This is a genomic window from Mesorhizobium sp. M0136 (assembly GCF_040322515.1).
In the GTDB taxonomy this organism is placed as follows: domain Bacteria; phylum Pseudomonadota; class Alphaproteobacteria; order Rhizobiales; family Rhizobiaceae; genus Mesorhizobium.
Genome location: NZ_JAMYTP010000025.1, coordinates 38,907 through 58,657, shown reverse-complemented (window position 1 = coordinate 58,657; position 19,751 = coordinate 38,907). Strand labels below are relative to the sequence as shown.

Genomic DNA, 19,751 nt, shown 5'->3' with positions numbered 1-19,751 from the left:
ATGGCCGAGATCAAGACACGCAACGAAATCCGCTTCATCCTCAATGGCGAGGACGTCGCGCTCGGCGCGGTTGCACCCGACCAGACCCTGCTCGACTGGCTGCGGCTCGACCGCTCGCTGCGCGGCACCAAGGAAGGCTGCGCCGAGGGCGACTGCGGCGCCTGCACGGTGCTGGTCGGCAGGCTCTCGGCCGGCAGACTGGTCTATGAAAGCGTCAATGCCTGCATCCGCTTCCTTGGCTCGCTAGACGGCACGCATGTCGTGACCGTCGAGCATCTGCGCGGCGGCGCAGGAAAGCTGCACCCCGTGCAGCAGGCGATGGTCGATTTCCACGGCTCGCAATGCGGCTTCTGCACGCCGGGATTCGTCATGTCGCTTTATGCGCTGTGGATGCGGTCGCCGGAGCCGTCGGACGCGGCAATAGAAAAGGCGCTGCAAGGCAATCTCTGCCGCTGCACCGGCTACGAGGCGATCATGCGCGCCGCGCGTGCCATCTCAAGCTACGGCAAGGCGGCGAAGGATCCGCTGGCGGCGGAGCGCAAGGCAGTTACGGCCAAGCTCGAAGCGATGAAGGACGGTTCGCGCATCGAGATCGGCTCCGGCAACAAGCGGCTGATCGTGCCGGCCAATGCCGACGATCTGGCCAGCGTGCTGGTCAAGGAGCCGGGCGCCACCATCGTCGCGGGTTCGACCGATGTCGGCCTTTGGGTGACCAAGCACATGCGCGATATTGCGCCGGTGATTTTCATCGGCAATCTCGATGGTCTGTGCGGGATTTCCGAGGACAAGGGCGTCATCTCGATCGGCGCCGGTGTCACCTATAGCGAGGCCTTCTCGACACTGGCGAAACGCATCCCGGCGCTGGGCCCGCTGTTCGATCGCATCGGCGGCGATCAGGTGCGCAACATGGGCACCATCGGCGGCAATATCGCCAACGGTTCGCCGATCGGCGACACGCCGCCGCCGCTGATCGCACTCGGTGCCCGCCTGACGCTGCGCCGCGGCGACAAGCGGCGGACGATCCCGCTGGAGGATTTCTTCATCGCTTATGGCCGACAGGACCGGCAGCCCGGCGAATTCGTCGAGGCCGTGCATGTCCCGGTGCCGGCCGGCGAGACGAAATTTGCCGTCTACAAGATCACCAAGCGCCGCGACGAAGACATCACAGCAGCGCTGGGCGCGTTTTTCCTGAAGCTCGCCGAGGATGGCACGGTGGCGGATGTGCGCATCGCCTATGGCGGCATGGCGGCAACGCCGAAGCGCGCCTTTGGCGTCGAAAAGGCATTGCTGGGCAGGCCCTGGACGGAAGCGACGGTCGAGGCGGCGATGGCCGCGTACGCCGGCGATTTCACCCCGCTGACCGACATGCGGGCAAGCGCCGAATACCGGGCGCTGGCGGCACGCAACCTGCTGCTGCGCTTCTTTGCCGAAACCACCGGCACCCGGGCGCCGATCCAGGTATCACGGCACGAGGCGGCATGATGAACAAGCACGCCACGCCAAACCTGAAGGCGCAAAAAATCGCCGGCGGCGTCGCCACTGACCAGCGCCATGATTCCGCGCACAAGCATGTCAGTGGCACGGCCGTTTACATCGACGACATGCCGGAACCGGCCGGCACGCTGCACGGCTGCCTTGGGCTTTCGACGGCGACGCATGCCACCATCACCAGCATGGATCTTTCGGCGGTACGCGCCGCACCCGGCGTCGTCGATGTGCTGACGGCGAGCGACGTGCCAGGCGAGAACGACATTTCGCCGACCGGCCGTCACGACGAGCCGGTGCTGGCCGACGGCAAGGTGCAATTTTTCGGTCAGCCGATCTTCTGTGTCATCGCTGAAACCCGCGAGCAGGCGCGCCGCGCGACAAGGCTGGCCAAGGTCGAATACGAGGAATTGCCGTTCGTCGCCGATATCGGCGAGCTCAATCCCGGGAAAGACAAGCTGGTCACGCCGCCGCTGACGCTGAAGCGCGGTGACGCAGCGGCTGCGATCAATGCGGCGCCGCGCCGGCTGAAGGGAAAAATGCGCATTGGCGGCCAGGAGCATTTCTATCTCGAAGGCCATATCGCCGTGGCCATCCCTGGCGAGGACCACGACGTCACCATCTATTCCTCGACCCAGCACCCGAGCGAAATCCAGCACATGGTCAGCCATGCGCTCGGTGTTCCGAGCCACGCCGTGACGGTGGAAATCCGCCGGATGGGCGGCGCTTTCGGCGGTAAGGAAACGCAAGGCAATCAGTTTGCGGCATTGGCCGCTATCGCCGCGAAGAAACATCATCGGGCCGTGAAAATCCGGCCCGACCGCGACGACGACATGATAGCCACCGGCAAACGCCACGATTTCCTCGTCGACTACGAGGTCGGCTTCGACGACGAGGGCAATATTCTGGGCGTAGATTTCATGTTCGCGGCGCGCTGCGGCTTCTCGGCCGACCTCTCCGGCCCGGTCACCGACCGCGCGCTGTTCCATTGCGACAACACCTATTTCTGGCCGGCGGTGCACGCGCAATCGGCGCCGCTTTACACCAATACGGTATCGAACACCGCCTTTCGCGGCTTCGGCGGCCCGCAAGGCATGGTCGGCGCCGAGCGCGTCATCGACGAAGTCGCGTTTGCCGTCGGCAAGGACCCGCTCGAAATCCGCAAGAAGAACTTCTACGGCACCTCAGACCGCAACATCACGCCCTACCACCAGACGGTCGAGGACAACATCATCCACCGCATAGTCGCCGAGCTGGAGGCGAGTTCCAATTATGCGAGGCGCCGCCGCACCATCGATGCTTTCAATGCCAACAGCCGCTTCATCAAGCGCGGACTGGCGCTGACGCCGGTCAAGTTCGGCATCTCGTTCACCGCCACCCATTACAACCAGGCCGGCGCGCTGGTGCATGTCTATACCGACGGTTCGGTGCATCTGAACCACGGCGGGACCGAGATGGGGCAGGGCCTCTATGTCAAGGTGGCGCAGGTTGTGGCGGAAGAGTTCCAGATCGACCTCGATCAGGTCAAGATCACCGCGACGACGACCGGCAAGGTGCCGAATACCTCGGCCACCGCCGCGTCTTCCGGCTCCGATCTCAACGGCATGGCGGCGCAGAATGCCGCCCGCCAGATCAAGGACCGGTTGACCAATTTTGCCGTCGAGAGATACCAGGTGCCGCGCGACCAGGTGCTGTTCCTGCCCAACCGCGTGCGCATCGGCAACCAGGAGATCGCCTTCGCCGATCTCGTCAGGCAGGCCTATATGGCGCGCATCCAGCTTTCGGCGGCGGGTTTCTACAAGACGCCGAAAATCCATTGGGACCGCGACAAGGGCGAGGGCCGGCCCTTCTACTATTTCGCCTATGGCGCCGCGTGCTCGGAAGTCTCTGTCGACACGCTGACCGGCGAATATATCGTCGAGCGTACCGACATCCTGCACGAAACCGGCCGCTCGCTGAACCGCGCCATCGACCTCGGCCAGATCGAGGGCGGCTTCGTCCAGGGCATGGGCTGGCTTACAACGGAGGAACTGTGGTGGGACGACAAGGGGCGGCTGCGCACCCATGCGCCATCGACCTACAAGATCCCGCTCGCGTCGGACCGGCCGAAGATCTTTAATGTGACTTTGGCCGACTGGGCGCAAGCAGGCGAGCCGACGGTGTACCGCTCCAAGGCGGTCGGCGAGCCGCCCTTTCCGCTCGCAATGTCGGTGCTGCATGCGCTGTCGGACGCAGTGGCGAGCGTTGCCGGCCACAAGATCTGCCCACGCCTCGACCCGCCGGCCACGCCGGAGCGTGTGCTGATGGCGATCGAACGGCTGAAGCGGGAAGCCAAGACCGGCACTTGAATCCCGGAAACGTGCAATTCAGGCCGAAAAACTCTATCTTTCCCGATAGGGAACACGAAATGATGAACGCGAAAGTGCAGAGCCTGAAAGCCTTTCTTGCCGGCGCCGGCCGGGTCGCCTTAGTTGAGGTGGCCGGGACAAAAGGTTCGACGCCGCGCGAGACGGGTGCCTTCATGCTCGTCTCAGGATCGGCCACTTTCGGCACGGTCGGCGGCGGCCAGCTCGAATACATGGCGATCGACAAAGCGCGGCAGATGCTTTTCTCCCCCCTTGAGGGGGAGATGGCCGCGGAGCGGCAAGAAGGGGTTGTCTCAGAAGGCACCGCCGGTGCGTCGAGCACTGCCGCAGCGACCCCACCCGGCGGCTTCGCCGCCACCCTCCCCTCAAGGGGGAGGGATACCCTCGAAATCGCGCTCGGCCCGGAGATCGGGCAGTGCTGCGGCGGCAGGGTCGAGCTGCTGATCCAGCTGGTCGGCCCCGCGCTTGAAGCCAAGCTGGTTGCGGCGGCGGAAGCCGAGGAGGCGCAGCTACCGCATGTCTACATCCTCGGCGGCGGCCATGTCGGCCAAGCGCTGGCCTCGGCGATGGCCTTGCTGCCGGTGCATATCGTCGTTGTCGAGACGCGAGCCGAGGCGCTCAAAGGCTTGCCGGAAGCAGTCGAAACCAAGCTGACGCCGATGCCTGAGGCGATGGTGCGCGAAGCCCCGGCTGGATCGGCCTTCGTCGTCGTCACCCATGACCACGCGCTGGACTTCCTGATCGTCGCCGAGGCTCTGAAACGTCGGGATGCCGCCTATGTCGGCATGATCGGCTCCAGAACCAAGAAGGCGACGTTCCGGAACTGGTTCCTGAAATCGGCGGACGGAAGCGAGGCGGAATTTGCCCGCCTCGTCTCGCCGATCGGCGGCGATGCCGTTAAGGACAAGCGCCCGCAGGTGATCGCCGCACTCGCCGTAGCCGAGATTGTGACTGCGTTGGCCGGCCATGCGGCGGCACCGTCCGCTCAATCCAAAGCCCCTCACCGCAAGGCGATGGCCGGCTGACGTTTTGGCTATTCCTTCTCCTGCGTGTGCGCCTCAAGGAACCACAGCAATTTGTCGAGCGAGCGTGAATAGGCGGTGAAAATGTCGGCGGTGTCGGCATCGCCCGCGCCAGCCGCCTCGTCGATCGCCGCGCGTGCCCGCTTGGCGGTTGCGGCATAGCGGTCGATCAGCGCCGCCAGATGATCCCGGGTCTTGTGGATGTCGGTCGGATAGGCCTCGAGCATAGTCGCCTTCGACACCTCTTGCGATGTGCCGAGCGCCGTCCCGCCGAGTTGTACGGCGCGCTCGGCAATGGTGTCGACATGGCCGTCGATCTCCTCGCGGAACGTGTCGAGCATCTCGTGGATGGCGATGAATTGCGGTCCCTTGACGTTCCAGTGCGCCTGCTTGGTGATCAAGGCCAGATCGATGGCGTCGGCAAGGCGGGCATTGAGAAGATCGATACACTCTTTCTTGGCATTGGATTGCAGGTCGTTGCGGGTGGCGATGGCATCCATGATCGGCTCCTGTGGCGGTTGCGTCCGCTTGGTTTGAAAAAGGGCGAAGTTTGTGGAAGGTCAATCGAACATGCGCGCAGACGCCCTCATCGCCGCGCGGCACAGCATCCCAAAACGGCGATCTCCGACTTTCGTTCCGCTCGTCGTTTACGCCGGCCTTTTCAAGCCCAGATGGTCGCGCAGCGTGCTGCCTTCATAATCCGTACGGAACAGCCCGCGCCGCTGCAGCTCCGGCACGACTAGTGTGGCAAAGGCATCGAATTGGCCGGGAAAATAGGATGGCATGACGTTGAAACCGTCTGCCGCGCCGCCCTCGAAGCGTGCCTCGAGCTCGTCGGCGATCTGGGCGGGCGTTCCGACGACGCGCCAATGGCCGCGCGCGCCGGCGAAATGACGGGCAAGCTGGCGAATGGACAGCTTGTCGCGGCGTGATTGCTCGATGACGAGCGCCTGCCGGCTCTGCATGCCTTCGCTGGCCGGCAGTTCGGGCAGCGGTCCGTCGATGGGATAGCGCGCGAGATCGGATATGCTGAGATAGCTGGAAAGCAGCGCGACACCGACATCGTCCGGTATCAGCTCCTGCAGCTCATCATGTTTTGCCCGGGCTTCCGCTTCGCTTGCCGCGACGACCGGCGCGACGCCGGGCATGATCTTGACGTCCTCCGGCTCGCGCCCATGGGCCGCCAGCCGTCCCTTGAGGTCGTCGTAGAAGGCCTTTGCCTCCTCGAATGTTTGCGCCGCAGTGAACACCACATCGGCGGTCCGGGCGGCGAGATCGCGGCCCTCATCCGACGCTCCCGCCTGGACCATAACCGGTGCACCTTGTGGCGAGCGCGGCAGATCGAGCGGGTCACGCGCCGAAAAACTTCTGCCTTCGTGTCCACCCTGGCCTTGCCAAAGGCCAGCAACCACGGCAGCGAATTCGCGCGCGCGTTCGTAGCGGTCCGCATGTGGGCGCAGTCCGGTCGAGGCGAAATTGGCGGCCTCGATCTGGCTGGCCGAAGTGACAAGGTTCCAGCCGGCTCGACCGCCGCTCAGATGGTCGAGCGACAGGAAGGTTCGCGCCAGCCCGTAAGGCTCGTTATAGCTCGTCGACGCCGTTGAGACGAGGCCGATGCGCTCCGTCTGCACCGCGAGCGCCGCAAGCAGGCTGATCGGCTCGAAGCCGATCGAGCGCGACGTTTGGCTGGCGATGTTGACATTGGCCTCGCGCACGCCGGCGGCGTCCTCGCAGAAGATCATGTCGAACTTTGCCGCTTCCGCCGTCCGCGCCAGCTGGATGTAATGATCGATGTCGATACCGGCCGTCGCATGCGCCTGCGGATGGCGCCAGGCGGCGATGTGGTGGCCTGTCGCCCACAGGAAGGCGCCGAGCTTCATCTGGCCCCGACCGGCGCTCATTGCCGATCCTCCCCTGCAAGCCCGAGATGGGCGCGCAGTGTCGTCGCGCTGTAGCCGGACCGGACAAGGCCGCGGCGGCGAAGCTCCGGCAGCACGAGACCGACGAAAGCGTCGAGCGCCGATGTGAACGGCATGGCGATGTTGAAACCGTCGCAGGCTTTCGAGCGAAAGCACCCTTCGAGCCTGTCCGCAAACAGGTCCGGCGCGGCGGTTGTTTCGGCGCTGCCGGTAACGTTCATCAGCACTTTCAGCGCCTCCGGCCTGCGCCCGAAAGTAAGCGCACGGCGCTTCAGATCGCCCGACTTGGCCGGCTCGATCGATGGCTCATCCAGCAGGACGACATCGGCGGTGCGGGCGGCGATATCCATGGCGGGCTCGGACAGGCCGGACATGACCAGCACCGGCGTGTCCTGCGGCGACCGCGCCACGTTGAGCGGCCCGCGCACGGAAAAATATTCGCCCTTGTGGTCGAGAAGGTGCATCTTCTCGGGATCGAAGAAGCGGCCGCCAACTTTGTCGAACAGCAGCGCGTCTGCGTCCCAGCCTTTCCACAAACCTTGCACGATGCCGATGAATTCCTCTGCGCGCAGGCGGAAATCGTCGCCGGAAAACCCTTCCGGCCGGCTGAAATTAGCCGCCTCGCGCGGTTCGGGCATCATGCTCGCGTTCCAGCCGGCGCGACCATGGCTGATAATATCGAGCGAGGCGAAACGACGCGCGAGATTGTAGGGCTGGTGGGCGACCGTCGACGCTGCCGCGACGAGGCCGATCCTGCTTGTCACCGTAGCCAGCGCTGCCAGCAAGGTCGTCGCTTCGAAGCGCATTTGCCGGTTCGGCCCACCTGCAACTGGCGCGGAATCGCCGAGCAACACCACGTCCAGGCCGGCCGCTTCGGCTTCTTGCACGAACCGCGCCAGCAGACTGAAGTCCGGGCCGGCGCCGGGCGGATGGGAAGGGGCGGCTTCCGGAGACAGTGAAACGGCCAGACACATTGTGGCGCCGTCGGCCATCGCTTTTCCCTGTTGAGCGAGATTCCTTGGGAATTATCTCGTCGGCTGGACGGAAAGCAACCGGCCAGCCGGCGATCATTTGCCGACCAGAATATCCCGGATCAGCCGCTGGCAGCGCTCGGCCATGAAATCGAGCAGCAGCCGCACCTTCGGATCCTGCAGCTTTTTGTGTGGGTAGACGGCGGCAAACTGCACCGGCGTCGGCGGTGTGTTGCTCAGGATCACCTTCAGCCGCTGGTCGCGGATAAACGGCTCGACCTCGAAGCGCGGTTTGTTGATGATGCCGCGGCCGGACAGCGCCCAGCCGGTCAGCACGTCGCCATCATCAGTATCGTAAGGGCCGTGCACCTCGAACTTTTGCGGGCCGTTCGGCGTCTGCAGCGTCCAGACATATTCACGCGCGCCGGAATAGCGCAGCATCAGGCAATCGTGCTTCTTGCCGATCAGTTCCTGCGGCTCTCTCGGTTCGCCGCGCGCCTCCAGATATTGTGGGGCCGCCACCAGCACGCGCTCGCATTCCATGATGCCGCGCATCCTCAGGCTGGAATCCTCGATGATGCCCAGCCGGAACGCAACGTCGATGCCTTCTTTCATGATGTCGACATTGTGGTCGGAAAGCCGGAGCCGCACCTCGATATCGGGGTACCTGTCGTGGAAATCCGGGATGCCGGATGCTACCAGCCGCCGCCCGAGGCCGAGCGGCGCTGTCACCTTTATGGTGCCGCGCGGCTGGCCGGATAACGCGCTGACTGCCGCTTCCGCCTCGGTGACCGCATCCAGCACCTGCTTGGCGCCGGAGTAGAACACCGTGCCGTGCTCGGTCGGCATCAACTGCCGCGTCGTACGGTTGAACAGCCTGACGCCCAGGTGCTTCTCGAGCTCCTTGATTCGGTTGGAAGCGACCGCCGGCGAAATGCGCATGTCGCGCCCAGCCGCCGACAAATTGCCGAGCTCGACGACACGGACGAAAACGGCGATGTTATCGAGATAGGCCATGCGGCTTTCGTGGCTCTCATGTGGGGTGCGTATGATCAGCCTAGTATTTTCCAATTTTTTTTGAAAGTCATCGTGCGTCTCGGCCCTTTCCGTTTGCGCTCCAACCCGTAAAGTCAGCCGATCGGCAGGGACGATTTTTCATGATGGATTTCGCGATATTCTGGGATTGGCTGAGTTTCGCCGTGCGCTGGCTGCACGTCGTCACCGGCATCGCCTGGATTGGATCGTCCTTTTATTTCGTCGCGCTCGACCTCGGGCTGCGCCAGCGTCCGGGCCTGCCTGCCGGAGCCTTCGGCGAGGAATGGCAGGTGCATGGCGGCGGCTTCTACCACGTGCAGAAATATCTGGTGGCGCCGGCCGAAATGCCCGAGCACCTGACCTGGTTCAAATGGGAATCCTACGCCACCTGGCTGTCGGGCTTCGCCATGCTGTGCGTCGTCTATTATGCCGGGGCGGACCTGTTCCTGATCGATCCGAATGTGCTTGCCATGTCGGTGCCTGCAGGCATCTTGCTGTCGCTGGCGACGATCGGCGTAGGCTGGGTGGTCTATGATCTCTTGTGCCGTTCGCCGCTTGGCAACAGCGACACCGGCCTGATGCTGGTGCTCTACGGCGTGCTGGTGTTCATCGCCTGGGGCCTGACCCACCTGTTCACCGGCCGCGCCGCTTTCCTGCATCTCGGCGCCATCACCGCGACGATCATGTCGGCCAACGTTTTCATGGTCATCATCCCCAACCAGAAGATCGTCGTCGCCGACCTGATCGCCGGCCGTAAGCCCGATCCGAAATACGGCAAGATCGCCAAACAGCGCTCGCTGCACAACAACTACCTGACGCTGCCGGTTTTGTTCCTGATGCTGTCGAACCATTATCCGCTGGCGTTCGGCACAGAGTTCAACTGGGTCATTGCCTCGCTGGTGTTCATCATCGGCGTGCTGATCCGGCACTATTTCAACACCAGGCATGCGCGCAAAGGCAATCCGACCTGGATCTGGCTGGCCGCCGCCGTCCTGTTCGTCGTCATCATCTGGCTGTCGACGGCACCGAAGCTGCTGACAGGCGAGGTCAAAACGTCCTCGGCGGCACAGGTCTACGTCGCCTCGGCGCATTTTCCCGCCGTGCGTGATACGGTGCTTGGCCGCTGTTCGATGTGCCATGCGGCGGAGCCGTCCTACGAGGGCATTTACCACGCGCCTAAGGGCGTGATGCTCGATACCGATGCCGGCATCGCCGAGCACGCCGGCGAGATCTACCTGCAGGCCGGACGCAGCCACGCCATGCCGCCCGCCAACGTCACCCAGATCACCGACAAGGAACGGGCACTGCTGGTAGCCTGGTTCGAAGGCGCGGGGAAATAGCATGACCAGCACGCTCCTGCGCGGCCGCACGCTGTCGTTTTTGCGCTGGCCAGAAACTATCGACGACCATTCCGCCTGGCGCTACGAGCAAGATGGCGGCTTGCTGATGCGCGACGGAAGGATCGTTGCCGCTGGCGCCTATGCCGAAGTCGAGAGAAAGGCGGGCGAGGGAACAAAAAAGATCGACCATAGGCCACATCTGCTGCTGCCCGGGTTCATCGATGCGCACGCGCATTTTCCGCAGATGCAGGTCATCGCTTCCTTCGGCGCCGAGCTGCTCGACTGGCTGAACACCTACACCTTTCCGGAAGAGACCAAATTCCAGAACGCCCAGCATGGCCGCCGTATCGCCAGGCTGTTCCTGGATGAAGTGTTGCGCCACGGCACGACGACTGTCGCAGCCTATTGCTCGGTGCACAAGGAATCTGCCGAAGCGTTCTTTGCCGAGTCGCATGACCGCAACATGCTCAATATCGCCGGCAAGGTGATGATGGACCGCAATGCGCCGGAAGGCGTGCTCGACACGCCGCGATCGGGTTATGACGACAGCAAGGCGTTGATCGAGGAGTGGCACGGCAAGGGGCGCCAGCACTATGCCATCACCCCGCGCTTCGCCATCACCTCGTCGCCCGAGCAATTGGAGATGGCAGGCGCGCTCTGCCGCGAATATCCTGATCTGCACATGCAGACGCATTTGTCGGAAAACCATGCCGAGATCGCCTTCACGCAGCAGCTTCATCCGCAGGCGCGCGACTATACCGATGTCTATGAGCATTACGGGCTGCTCCGCCGCAGAAGCTTGTTCGGCCATTGCATCCATCTCTCGGAACGCGAGGCGGACGCACTTTCCGATAGCGGCTCGGTGGCGGTGTTCTGCCCGACCTCCAACCTGTTTCTCGGCTCGGGCCTTTTCGATTATCAGCGCTATCGCCGCCGCGAGAAGCCGCTTCGCATCGCCGCCGCCACCGATGTCGGCGGTGGCACCAACTATTCGATGCTGCGCACCATGGACGAGGGCTACAAGGTGATCGCGCTGAACGGCGAGAAGCTCAATCCGTTCCAGTCGTTCTGGCAATTGACCCGCGGCAATGCCGAGGCGCTGTCGCTTGCGGAAAAGATCGGCACCCTCGAGGAAGGCAGCGACGCAGATATCGTCGTGCTCGACGCCCGCGCCACGCCGGCGATGCGGCTGCGGGTGGAGACGGCGGACACGCTCGCCGAGGAATTGTTTCTGCTGCAGACGCTCGGCGACGACCGCGCCGTGCGCGAGGTCTATGTCGCCGGCCGCGCGGCCAAGACGGACATGGCGGTTTAGCTGTCGCATGCGACCGGCTTGACCGTGCGGCAGCCATCCGGCAAAGCGTGCGGCGAAGTTGACAGGGGAACGACATGGCCGTTGCGGACGACATCGCTCTGATCACGAAACAGGAAGCCACGCTTGTCTTTTCGGGCTTCGATGAAGCCGTCGCTTTCGAGATCGGCTCGGCGATCCGCGACCGGGCTCTCAAGGAAAACCTGCCGATCATCGTCGATATCAGAACCTTCGACCGGCCGCTGTTCTATGCGGCGATGCCCGGCTCGAACGCTTCCAATCCGGATTGGGCGCGGCGCAAGATCAACGTGGTGCGGCGGTTCCTGAAAAGCACCTACCGCATGGTGCTGGAGCAGCAGCGCCCCGACCGCAGCTTCAAGCCAGGCGAGGGACTGGATATTGCCGACTACGTGCTGGCCGGCGGCGGCTTTCCCATCTCTGTCAAGGGCGCCGGCGTCATCGGCGTGATCGCCGTCTCCGGCCTGCCGGAGCGTGAGGACCATGGCGTGGTCGTCGATGCGCTGTGTGAGCATCTCCGCATCGACGCGCGCGAGCTGGCATTGCCGGCGGAAGCAAAATGACAGAGGTAGACCCCAAGTCCTTTCTCATTTCGATCTTCAACGCCGCCGTTGCCGCCGCCGATCCCCAGAGGACGATCAAGGATCATCTGCCGGCAAGGCCGAAGGGCCGCACGATCGTCATCGGTGCAGGAAAAGGCTCGGCGCAGATGGCGGCGGCTTTCGAGAAGGTGTGGGACGGGCCGATCGAAGGGCTGGTCGTCACCCGCTACGGCTATGGCGCGGCCTGCCGGCGCATCGAGATCATCGAGGCGGCGCATCCGGTGCCGGATGCCGCGGGGCTCGCAGCTTCCCGGCGGCTGCTCGAAAAAGTCCAGGGACTGACTGCGGACGACCTCGTCGTGGCGCTCATTTCGGGCGGCGGCTCGGCGCTGCTGCCGTCACCTGCCGAAGGCCTGACGCTGGCCGACGAGATCGCCGTCAGCGAGGCGCTGCTCGCCTCCGGCGCGCCGATCGCCGCGATGAACACCATCCGCAAACATCTTTCCACGATCAAGGGCGGCAGGCTGGCGGCCGCCGCATATCCAGCCAAGGTGGTCTCGCTGGTTGTTTCTGACATTCCGGGCGACGATCCGGCTCTGGTCGCTTCTGGTCCGACCGTACCGGATATAGGCAGTCGTAAGGACGCATTGGCCTCGATTGCTGCCTATGGCATGAACCTGCCGGTTTCGGTCATGGCGCATATCAATTCGCCGGCGGCCGATGCGCCACGTCCGGACGACCCGCGTTTTATCCGCAACGAGGTGCATCTGATCGCTTCCGCCGGCGTCTCGCTGGAAGCCGCAGCGGCCGAAGCGAAGCGCCAAGGCATTCAGGCGGTCATTCTCTCCGATTCCATCGAAGGCGAGGCGCGTGAGGTCGGCGGCGTCCACGCCGCGATCGCGCGCGAAGTGGCGACGCGCAACCGGCCGTTTGCAAAACCGGTTCTGATCCTGTCCGGCGGCGAGACGACGGTGACCTTGCGCGCAAAAGGCAAAGGCGGTCGCAACTCGGAATTCCTGCTCGCCTTCGCCATCGGCATCAGCGGCATGGCGGGCGTCCACGCACTGGCCGCCGACACCGACGGCATAGACGGTTCGGAAGACAATGCCGGCGCCTTCGCTGACGGCTCGACGGTGTCGCGGATGCGTAAGGCGGGCGTCGATGCCAAGGCCATGCTTGCCGGCAACAACGCCTGGACGGCATTCAATGCCGTAGACGACCTTTTCGTATCCGGTCCGACCGGCACAAACGTCAACGATTTCCGGGCGATATTGATCAAATAGCTCAGGCGGCCATCAGCTTTTTCACCGCTCTCATATCCTGCAGGAACCGGTCGCGTTCTGCCTGCTTATCCGCCGGCTCGCGAATGCGCAGGATGAAGGACGGGTGGATGGTGACGAAGACACGCAAGCCATCGTCGCGCTCCACCACCGCCCCGCGCATCTTCATGATCGGCACCACCTTGCCGAGCAGCGCCTGCGCCGCCGTTGCGCCGAGCGCTACCGCCAGATTGGGCTTGATCAGATCGATCTCCTTGTCGAGCCACCAGCGGCAAGCCTGCACCTCGCCGGCGTTGGGCTTCGAGTGGATGCGCCGCTTGCCGCGCGGCTCGAACTTGAAATGCTTGACGGCGTTGGTGACGTAGACTTTCAGCCGATCGACGCCCGCATCGTCCAAGATCGCGTCGAACACCTTGCCGGCCGGGCCGACGAAAGGCTTGCCCGCCAGATCCTCCTGGTCGCCCGGCTGTTCGCCAACGAAGATCACCTTGGCTTTATCAGGGCCTTCACCGAACACGGTCTGCGTGGCGTCGTGCCATAGCGGACAGCGGCGGCAGATCTTGGCCGTTTCGCGCAGTTCAGGAATCGTTCTGGCGTCGATTTCTGTCGTTTCCGGAGACTTGCTTGCAGGCAAGCTTCTTGCCTGCACCTTTGCATGGTCCGGCGTCGGGGTTGTCTGCATCCTGGCGATCATGACTAAAGGCGGCCTTGTTCGCTCCTGCAATCAGACACGCAATGAGCAAAGCCCGCCGAAGGTTCCGCTGAAATTATTCCGCATGGGCCTTCGACGGCGGATGGCCGACGATGTGATGCCCTACACCTCGTGCAGATAGAGGTGATAATCCAGTTCGCTGACCGTGCGCGCGACGCGCAGATATTCCGACTGCTTGATTGCCACGAACGTCCGGTGCAGGTCTTCGCCCAATGCGCCCTTGAGGAAACTCGACGCCCTTGCCGCCTCGATCGCGGCACGCCAGTCGACCGGCATCGTCGTGCGCGTGATAGCCGATTCGTAGCCATTGCCTGTGGTTTCGGGACCGGGGTCGAGGCCTTCGTCAAGGCCTTTGACGATGCCTGCCAGCACCGTTGCTGCCACCAGGTAAGGATTCGCGTCGACGCCCGACGGCCGGTGTTCGATGCGCCGGTTCTTGGTATCGCCGGCCGGCACACGCAGTGCCACCGAACGGTTGTTGACGCCCCAGGTCGGCGCCACCGGCGCATAGGATTGCGAGACGAAGCGCCGCCACGAGTTGGCGTGCGGCGCAAAGACCAGCATCGATTCCGCCATCGTCTGGATCAGTCCGCCGAGGCCGCGCAGCAGCGGCAGCGACCAGCTTTCACCGCCCGTTTCGGCAAAGACATTCTTGCCGGCATCGTCCAGCAGCGATACATGAAAATGCATGCCCGAGCCGGCATATTTCTCGATCGGCTTGGCCATGAAGCAAGCGGTGACACCATGACGGCGCGCCTGCGCCCGCACCAGACGCTTGAGCATGACGAGATCGTCAGCCGCCCGCATCACATCCTTGCGGTAGTTGAGCGTCAATTCGTACTGGCCCGGCGCATATTCGGAAATGACCGTCTCGGCCGGGATGCCTTGCACCTTGGCTGCAGCATAGATGTCGGAAAACAGCGGCTCCATGCCGTGCAGATGATCGACGGAATAGACCTCCGTCTTGGCCGAGCGGCGTCCGTCGAGCACCGCGTGCGCCGGCTGCACCTTGCCTTCGGCATCGCGCTCGTTGGCGAGCAGGAAGAATTCGAGCTCGAAGGCGCCGGCCGGATGCAGGCCCTTGGCCGCAAGGATATCTACCTGGCGGGCGAGCGCCAACCGCGGGTCGGACGACATTGGCTGGCCGTCGAGATGGTACATCGCCATCAGCACCTGGCCGCGCGGCGGCTGGGTGCCGAACAGCGGCACCAGCGTGCCAGGGATCGGCCATGCCCGGAGATCGCCGTCGCCAGTCGTCCAGATCAGCCCGGTCTCGTGCACATCCTCGCCGGTGATATCGAGGCCGAGGATCGAGATCGGCATGTGCCGGCCGTTCTCGAAGATGCTCATCAGTTCGTGCCGGCGCACGATCTTGCCGCGCCCGACACCGTTGGCGTCGGTCAGCACGATATCCAAGGCTTCGATCTCGGGATGGGCCTCGAGAAAGGCTCGCGCCTCTGCGGGCGTGGAACCCGAAGGTGACGTCACGATGGAACTCAAATCTGGCTTGCGTGCTTCTCTCATGTCGCAAGCTTGTCTCACGCCGTGAGCCTGGCCGCAACCGCCGCGAAGGCGGTGATCAGCCGGTTCACCTGGGCCGCACTCGTGGCCGGGGAGATCAGCATCATGTTGTGGAACGGCGCGATCAACACGCCGCGATTGACCAGCGCGACATGGATCGCCGCTTCGAGTTCGGGCGCATGGGCTGCTTCCGCTTGGCCGCCATTCCTCAGCGGGCCGGGCGCGCAGATGAACTCGACGCGGGCGCCGACACGTGAGACATGCCAGGGCAGCCGGTAGCGGTCGATGACGGCGGTCAGTCCGGCGTCGAGCCGCCGCGCCAGATGATCCATATGGCCGTAGGCCTCGTCGGTCATCACCTCTTCCAATGTGGCGCGCATCGCCGCGAATTGCAGCGGATTGCCCGACAGTGTCGTCCCCATGCCTGAATAGCCCGGTTCCTTCACCCTGTTATAGGCGGCATAGCGGGTCGCGACGTCCTCGCTCATCCCCCACACACTGGCCGGCACGCCGCCGGCGATCGGCTTGCCGAGCACGAACAGATCAGGCTCCAGCCCGAATTTTCTCGTATAGCCGCCGGGACCGGTCGAGGTGGTATGCGTCTCGTCGATTAGCAGCAGCGTGCCGGTCGCACGAGTAAGACGCCGCAACCCATCATGAAAGCCGGCTTCGGGCAGCACCATGCAGGAGTTGGTCAGCACCGGCTCGGTGATGACGCAGGCGACATCGTTGCCCCGGAGTGCCGCGTCGAGCGCCGGCAGATCGTTGAACTCGACGACATCAGTTGCCCGTGTCAGGTCGCGGAACTCGCCGGCCAATCCCGGCCGGTTGACCGGTCTGCCGTCGATCAGCCGCACCATAGTCTCGTCGACCGAGCCGTGATAGCAGCCGTTGAAGACCAGAATCTTCTCGCGGCTGGTGACGGCGCGGGCAACGCGTAACGCAAAGCGGTTGGCGTCGGTCGCCGTCGTTGCGATCTGCCAGAAAGGCAGGCCGAACCGCTGTTTCAGCAGCGGCCCGATGGCCAGTGCGTCTTCGCTGGGCAGCATATAGGTCAGGCCGCGTCCGGCCTGCCGGCGGATGGCGCGGGCGACCGGCGGCGGCGAATGGCCGAACATCGAGCCGGTGTCGCCAAGACAGAAATCGTCCAGTCGGTTGCCGTCGATGTCGGTGATCGTGGCGCCCCTGGCGCTGTCGACCAGAATCGGGAAAGGCGTCGGCCAGTCATTCATCCAGTGCATCGGCACGCCGCCGAAGAAGCCGGGCAAGCCATTGCCGATTATGGCCATCGATTTCGGCCGCGCCTGGCGGAAGACTTCTGCCTCGATCTCGTACAACTCGGCGATCCGGGCCGGGCCGATGCCGCCGATGGAAGTCTTTGCATGGTCGATGACGTTCATGGCGGCCCCTCTCAATCGCAGTTTAGACAATCGGCATCCGCCACCGCAATTGGCCGGGCGGCTGCCCTGTGTTGGGTCAGCGGTCATTTAAATGGAAACAGGCGCTTGACCGCGAGCCGCCTTCGGGCGCCAATGGTACTTCGGCCGGAGGGGACAAGATGGTGCGGGCGATCGTCTGCGCAGCAACGCTGCTGTCGTCGGTTGGTGCGGCTCTGGCGTCGGGCGGCATCTGGTGTTCCGTCGAGGATGCAGCCGTCAAATTTCAGGTCGGTGCCGGGGTCACCAGAGGCATGGGCGGGCCGACCTTCAATTTTAGCGGCGAGCTCGAAATTCTGGGCAGGCCGGCTGCCGACAGTCTGCGCAAGACGGTGTTCGGGGATCAGAACCTCACGCAATATTGGCTCGACAACAAGGAACTGCGGCTGCTTGTCTACCACGAACGGCAGGTCGAAAACGCCTATGGCTATGTCGAACTGGCGATCCTGACCAAGGCCAGCGACGAAGGCGTCTATGACGGCCGCTACTTGCTCTCAATCTATGATGTTACGGCTGATGCCGAAAAGGACGGCAAACCGGATGAATTGACCGGCAAAGTATCTTGCGGAGCCGAGTAAGTAACAGGCTACGCCGAAATATCGATGACGCCGCAGTCACCCGCGGCGCTGCCAAAGGCGACGCGGCGCTCTTGCCTGTCCCACATCATCGAGGTGACGGCGCCCTTGCCCGGCCGGCGCAACAGCACTTCCCTGGCGTCGGCGAAGCGCACCGCCATCACCATGCCGTCATCATAGCCGACAGCAACGACGTCCTGGCTCGGGTGACAGGCGACGGAGGTGACCATCGCATTGCCGCGCGTGCCGAGTTCCAGCGGCGCCTTGCCCATCGGCCCGTCCTTGCCCGAAAACGGCCAGACGATCGCCGCCGGCGCGCCGGAACTCGCCAGCCATTTGCCCTTGGCGCTCCACGACAGGCTTTTGACCTTGCCGGGGTAGCCGGACATCCGCATGTGCTTGCCGTCGGCAAGCTTCCAGCCATGCAGCGCGTTTTCCTGCATGGTGGTGACGACGAAGCCGCCGTCCGGCGAGAAGGTGATGCCGGTGTGGGCACCGGCCCATTCGAGTTCGACCGGCTTGCCGTCGGCGGCCGGGAAATGCAGCGTCGCGCCATTGTAGCGGGCAACGCCGAAGCGCATGCCCTTGGGCGAGAAGGCCAGCCCCTCGACCGAGCGCGGATGCGAGAATTCCCTGGTTTTGCCGTCGGCAAAGCGCACATAGGCAATCTTGCCCGAAGCATAGGCAACAGCGCCTTGCGGCCCGGCGGCGACGCTGGTGATCCATTTTTTGCCTGCGGTCGCCAATTCCGCGGTATTGCCGCCAGCGGTCACGCCAAAGATCCTGCCGTCCTCACCACCGGTGATCAGCCGGTCGTTCGCCGCATCATGGAAGGCGGCGAGCATCCCGTCATTGGCCTGCACCGTCTTGTGGCCGTGGTCGAGCCGATGGATTGTGCCGTCAGCCAGCGCAAAGTGCGGCACGTCGCCGAGGAACACGGCGGCGAGGCAGTGGCCTTCGAGATCGAGCGGGGCGACTGTGGGCATGAGAGATAGTTCCGTCCGAGGTTTCTGCTACCTCACCCTTAAGGGGTTGAGCTGCCCGTCTCAACCCGTGCTTCGGATCGTCGTGAGTAGAGAGCGCCAGCGTTGCGGCTGCCCCTCCTCCCACAAGGGGGAAAAGGAAGAAGGTAGCTAAATCAAGCGGCCTGGCAGGCCTCGAAGCTTGTCTTCAGCCGCTCGGCATCGAGTTCGCGTCCGATGAACACCAGCCGGCTCTCGTGTTTCTCGCCGTCCTTCCAGGCGCGCTGGTGGTCGCCCTCGATGATCATGTGCACGCCCTGGATGACATAGCGCTCGTCATCGCCTTTCAGCGCGATGATCCCTTTCAGCCGCAGGATGTTCGGGCCTTCCATCTGGGTGACCTTCTCGATCCACGGGAAGAACTTTTTCGGGTCCATCTCGCCACCGCGCAGCGACACCGACTGCACGGTCACGTCATGGATGTCGGAAGGGTGCGCATGATGATGGCCGTCATGATCGTGGTGATCATGGCCGTCGTGATCATGGTGGTGGTGGTCATGATCATGATCATGATGGTCGTGATCGTCATGCGCCTCGAGGAAGTGCGGATCGTTCTCCAGCGCTCGGGACAGGTCGAACGCACCGCGATCCAGCACCTCGGACAGCGCCACGCTGGCGCGCGTGGTGCGATGGATGCGTGCCGCCGGGTTGATGGCGCGGATCGTTGCCTCAACCTTGCTCAGCTCTTCGGGGGTGACGAGATCGGTCTTGTTGAGCACGACGACGTCGGCAAAGGCGATCTGGTCCTCGGCCTCGCGGGAATCCTTGAGGCGCAGCGGCAGGTGCTTGGCGTCGACCAGCGCCACCACCGCATCGAGCCTGGTCTTGGAACGCACGTCGTCGTCCATGAAGAAGGTTTGTGCTACCGGCACGGGATCGGCGAGGCCTGTGGTCTCGACGACGATGGCGTCGAAGCGGCCGGGCCGGCGCATCAGGCCTTCGACGACGCGGATCAGGTCGCCGCGCACGGTGCAGCAGACGCAGCCATTGTTCATCTCGTAGATTTCCTCGTCGGATTCCACGATCAGCTCGTTGTCGATGCCGATCTCGCCGAATTCATTGACGATGACCGCGTAGCGCTTGCCATGGTTTTCCGAAAGGATGCGGTTGAGCAGTGTCGTCTTGCCGGCGCCAAGATAGCCGGTGAGGACGGTTACGGGGATCTGCGTCTGTGCGTCGCTCATATTGTGCCTCG

General features: G+C 63.8%; 17 protein-coding genes. 8 read left to right on the top strand and 9 right to left on the bottom strand.

All coding sequences use genetic code 11. The annotated features are described in order from the left end of the window. The 3 genes from xdhA (at position 1) to xdhC (ending at position 4,876) form a co-directional block, all read left to right on the top strand. Positions 1–1,482, top strand: a complete 1,482-nt coding sequence (xdhA, locus tag NKJ35_RS25460) for a xanthine dehydrogenase small subunit (protein WP_352650103.1) — start codon at positions 1–3, stop codon at positions 1,480–1,482. Continuing rightward, the gene (xdhB, locus tag NKJ35_RS25455) at positions 1,482–3,833 is read left to right on the top strand and encodes a xanthine dehydrogenase molybdopterin binding subunit (protein ID WP_352650130.1); all 2,352 of its coding nucleotides are present in this window, start codon (positions 1,482–1,484) and stop codon (positions 3,831–3,833) included. The genes xdhA and xdhB overlap by 1 nt, the downstream gene beginning before the upstream one ends. 62 nt (positions 3,834–3,895) lie before the next feature. Continuing rightward, the gene (gene xdhC, locus NKJ35_RS25450) at positions 3,896–4,876 is read left to right on the top strand and encodes a xanthine dehydrogenase accessory protein XdhC (protein ID WP_352650128.1); all 981 of its coding nucleotides are present in this window, start codon (positions 3,896–3,898) and stop codon (positions 4,874–4,876) included. Positions 4,877–4,884: 8 nt separating this feature from the next. Here xdhC and dps read toward each other — a convergent pair whose 3' ends face one another. The 4 genes from dps to NKJ35_RS25430 all read right to left on the bottom strand — a co-directional run bounded on the left by dps (position 4,885) and on the right by NKJ35_RS25430 (position 8,780). Continuing rightward, entirely contained in the window at positions 4,885–5,373 is a 489-nt protein-coding gene (dps, locus tag NKJ35_RS25445) for a DNA starvation/stationary phase protection protein Dps (protein WP_023676226.1), read from the bottom strand. A 147-nt stretch (positions 5,374–5,520) separates the two neighbouring features. Continuing rightward, positions 5,521–6,774: an LLM class flavin-dependent oxidoreductase gene (locus NKJ35_RS25440; protein WP_352650101.1), complete on the bottom strand. Its 1,254-nt coding sequence runs from the start codon at positions 6,772–6,774 to the stop codon at positions 5,521–5,523. Next, complete coding sequence (locus tag NKJ35_RS25435) at positions 6,771–7,784, bottom strand: LLM class flavin-dependent oxidoreductase (protein WP_352650099.1); 1,014 nt, start codon at positions 7,782–7,784, stop codon at positions 6,771–6,773. Before NKJ35_RS25435 ends, NKJ35_RS25440 begins: the two co-directional genes overlap by 4 nt. Before the next feature lie 75 nt (positions 7,785–7,859). Then, a complete protein-coding gene (locus tag NKJ35_RS25430) occupies positions 7,860–8,780 on the bottom strand; it encodes a LysR family transcriptional regulator (protein WP_352650097.1) in 921 nt (306 codons plus the stop codon). Between the two features lie 140 nt (positions 8,781–8,920). On the opposite strand from NKJ35_RS25430, the gene NKJ35_RS25425 reads away from it, so the two are divergent. The 4 genes from NKJ35_RS25425 (at position 8,921) to NKJ35_RS25410 (ending at position 13,293) form a co-directional block, all read left to right on the top strand. Further along, the gene (locus tag NKJ35_RS25425) at positions 8,921–10,138 is read left to right on the top strand and encodes a urate hydroxylase PuuD (protein WP_352650095.1); all 1,218 of its coding nucleotides are present in this window, start codon (positions 8,921–8,923) and stop codon (positions 10,136–10,138) included. A 1-nt stretch (position 10,139) separates the two neighbouring features. Continuing rightward, positions 10,140–11,453, top strand: a complete 1,314-nt coding sequence (guaD, locus tag NKJ35_RS25420) for a guanine deaminase (protein ID WP_352650093.1) — start codon at positions 10,140–10,142, stop codon at positions 11,451–11,453. Positions 11,454–11,527: 74 nt separating this feature from the next. After that, entirely contained in the window at positions 11,528–12,031 is a 504-nt protein-coding gene (locus NKJ35_RS25415) for a heme-degrading domain-containing protein (RefSeq protein ID WP_352650091.1), read from the top strand. After that, a complete protein-coding gene (locus tag NKJ35_RS25410) occupies positions 12,028–13,293 on the top strand; it encodes a glycerate kinase type-2 family protein (protein ID WP_352650090.1) in 1,266 nt (421 codons plus the stop codon). Before NKJ35_RS25415 ends, NKJ35_RS25410 begins: the two co-directional genes overlap by 4 nt. 1 nt (position 13,294) lies before the next feature. Here NKJ35_RS25410 and NKJ35_RS25405 read toward each other — a convergent pair whose 3' ends face one another. The 3 genes from NKJ35_RS25405 to NKJ35_RS25395 all read right to left on the bottom strand — a co-directional run bounded on the left by NKJ35_RS25405 (position 13,295) and on the right by NKJ35_RS25395 (position 16,923). Continuing rightward, positions 13,295–13,972 (bottom strand): UdgX family uracil-DNA binding protein, encoded by a 678-nt coding sequence (locus tag NKJ35_RS25405; protein ID WP_352650089.1) that lies wholly within the window; start codon positions 13,970–13,972, stop codon positions 13,295–13,297. A 132-nt stretch (positions 13,973–14,104) separates the two neighbouring features. Beyond that, complete coding sequence (locus NKJ35_RS25400; protein ID WP_352650087.1) at positions 14,105–15,526, bottom strand: glutamine synthetase family protein; 1,422 nt, start codon at positions 15,524–15,526, stop codon at positions 14,105–14,107. Positions 15,527–15,540: 14 nt separating this feature from the next. Then, positions 15,541–16,923: an aspartate aminotransferase family protein gene (locus tag NKJ35_RS25395; RefSeq protein WP_352650086.1), complete on the bottom strand. Its 1,383-nt coding sequence runs from the start codon at positions 16,921–16,923 to the stop codon at positions 15,541–15,543. A 158-nt stretch (positions 16,924–17,081) separates the two neighbouring features. Here NKJ35_RS25395 and NKJ35_RS25390 point away from each other — a divergent pair, with 158 nt between their 5' ends. Continuing rightward, positions 17,082–17,537, top strand: a complete 456-nt coding sequence (locus NKJ35_RS25390) for a hypothetical protein (RefSeq protein WP_352650085.1) — start codon at positions 17,082–17,084, stop codon at positions 17,535–17,537. A gap of 8 nt (positions 17,538–17,545) precedes the next feature. Here NKJ35_RS25390 and NKJ35_RS25385 read toward each other — a convergent pair whose 3' ends face one another. Both NKJ35_RS25385 and NKJ35_RS25380 read right to left on the bottom strand, forming a co-directional pair. Continuing rightward, positions 17,546–18,520, bottom strand: a complete 975-nt coding sequence (locus NKJ35_RS25385; RefSeq protein ID WP_254816026.1) for a WD40 repeat domain-containing protein — start codon at positions 18,518–18,520, stop codon at positions 17,546–17,548. Between the two features lie 152 nt (positions 18,521–18,672). Beyond that, entirely contained in the window at positions 18,673–19,740 is a 1,068-nt protein-coding gene (locus tag NKJ35_RS25380) for a CobW family GTP-binding protein (protein WP_352650084.1), read from the bottom strand. Positions 19,741–19,751: the final 11 nt, after the last annotated feature.

Bases quoted from the DNA above. Each gene is read 5' to 3' on its own strand.
- xdhA (WP_352650103.1), top strand. From the start codon at position 1: ATGGCCGAGATCAAGACACGCAACGAAATCCGCTTCATCCTCAATGGC.
- xdhB (WP_352650130.1), top strand. From the start codon at position 1,482: ATGAACAAGCACGCCACGCCAAACCTGAAGGCGCAAAAAATCGCCGGC.
- xdhC (WP_352650128.1), top strand. From the start codon at position 3,896: ATGAACGCGAAAGTGCAGAGCCTGAAAGCCTTTCTTGCCGGCGCCGGC.
- dps (WP_023676226.1), bottom strand. From the start codon at position 5,373: ATGGATGCCATCGCCACCCGCAACGACCTGCAATCCAATGCCAAGAAA.
- NKJ35_RS25440 (WP_352650101.1), bottom strand. From the start codon at position 6,774: ATGAGCGCCGGTCGGGGCCAGATGAAGCTCGGCGCCTTCCTGTGGGCG.
- NKJ35_RS25435 (WP_352650099.1), bottom strand. From the start codon at position 7,784: ATGGCCGACGGCGCCACAATGTGTCTGGCCGTTTCACTGTCTCCGGAA.
- NKJ35_RS25430 (WP_352650097.1), bottom strand. From the start codon at position 8,780: ATGGCCTATCTCGATAACATCGCCGTTTTCGTCCGTGTCGTCGAGCTC.
- NKJ35_RS25425 (WP_352650095.1), top strand. From the start codon at position 8,921: ATGATGGATTTCGCGATATTCTGGGATTGGCTGAGTTTCGCCGTGCGC.
- guaD (WP_352650093.1), top strand. From the start codon at position 10,140: ATGACCAGCACGCTCCTGCGCGGCCGCACGCTGTCGTTTTTGCGCTGG.
- NKJ35_RS25415 (WP_352650091.1), top strand. From the start codon at position 11,528: ATGGCCGTTGCGGACGACATCGCTCTGATCACGAAACAGGAAGCCACG.
- NKJ35_RS25410 (WP_352650090.1), top strand. From the start codon at position 12,028: ATGACAGAGGTAGACCCCAAGTCCTTTCTCATTTCGATCTTCAACGCC.
- NKJ35_RS25405 (WP_352650089.1), bottom strand. From the start codon at position 13,972: ATGCAGACAACCCCGACGCCGGACCATGCAAAGGTGCAGGCAAGAAGC.
- NKJ35_RS25400 (WP_352650087.1), bottom strand. From the start codon at position 15,526: ATGAGAGAAGCACGCAAGCCAGATTTGAGTTCCATCGTGACGTCACCT.
- NKJ35_RS25395 (WP_352650086.1), bottom strand. From the start codon at position 16,923: ATGAACGTCATCGACCATGCAAAGACTTCCATCGGCGGCATCGGCCCG.
- NKJ35_RS25390 (WP_352650085.1), top strand. From the start codon at position 17,082: ATGGTGCGGGCGATCGTCTGCGCAGCAACGCTGCTGTCGTCGGTTGGT.
- NKJ35_RS25385 (WP_254816026.1), bottom strand. From the start codon at position 18,520: ATGCCCACAGTCGCCCCGCTCGATCTCGAAGGCCACTGCCTCGCCGCC.
- NKJ35_RS25380 (WP_352650084.1), bottom strand. From the start codon at position 19,740: ATGAGCGACGCACAGACGCAGATCCCCGTAACCGTCCTCACCGGCTAT.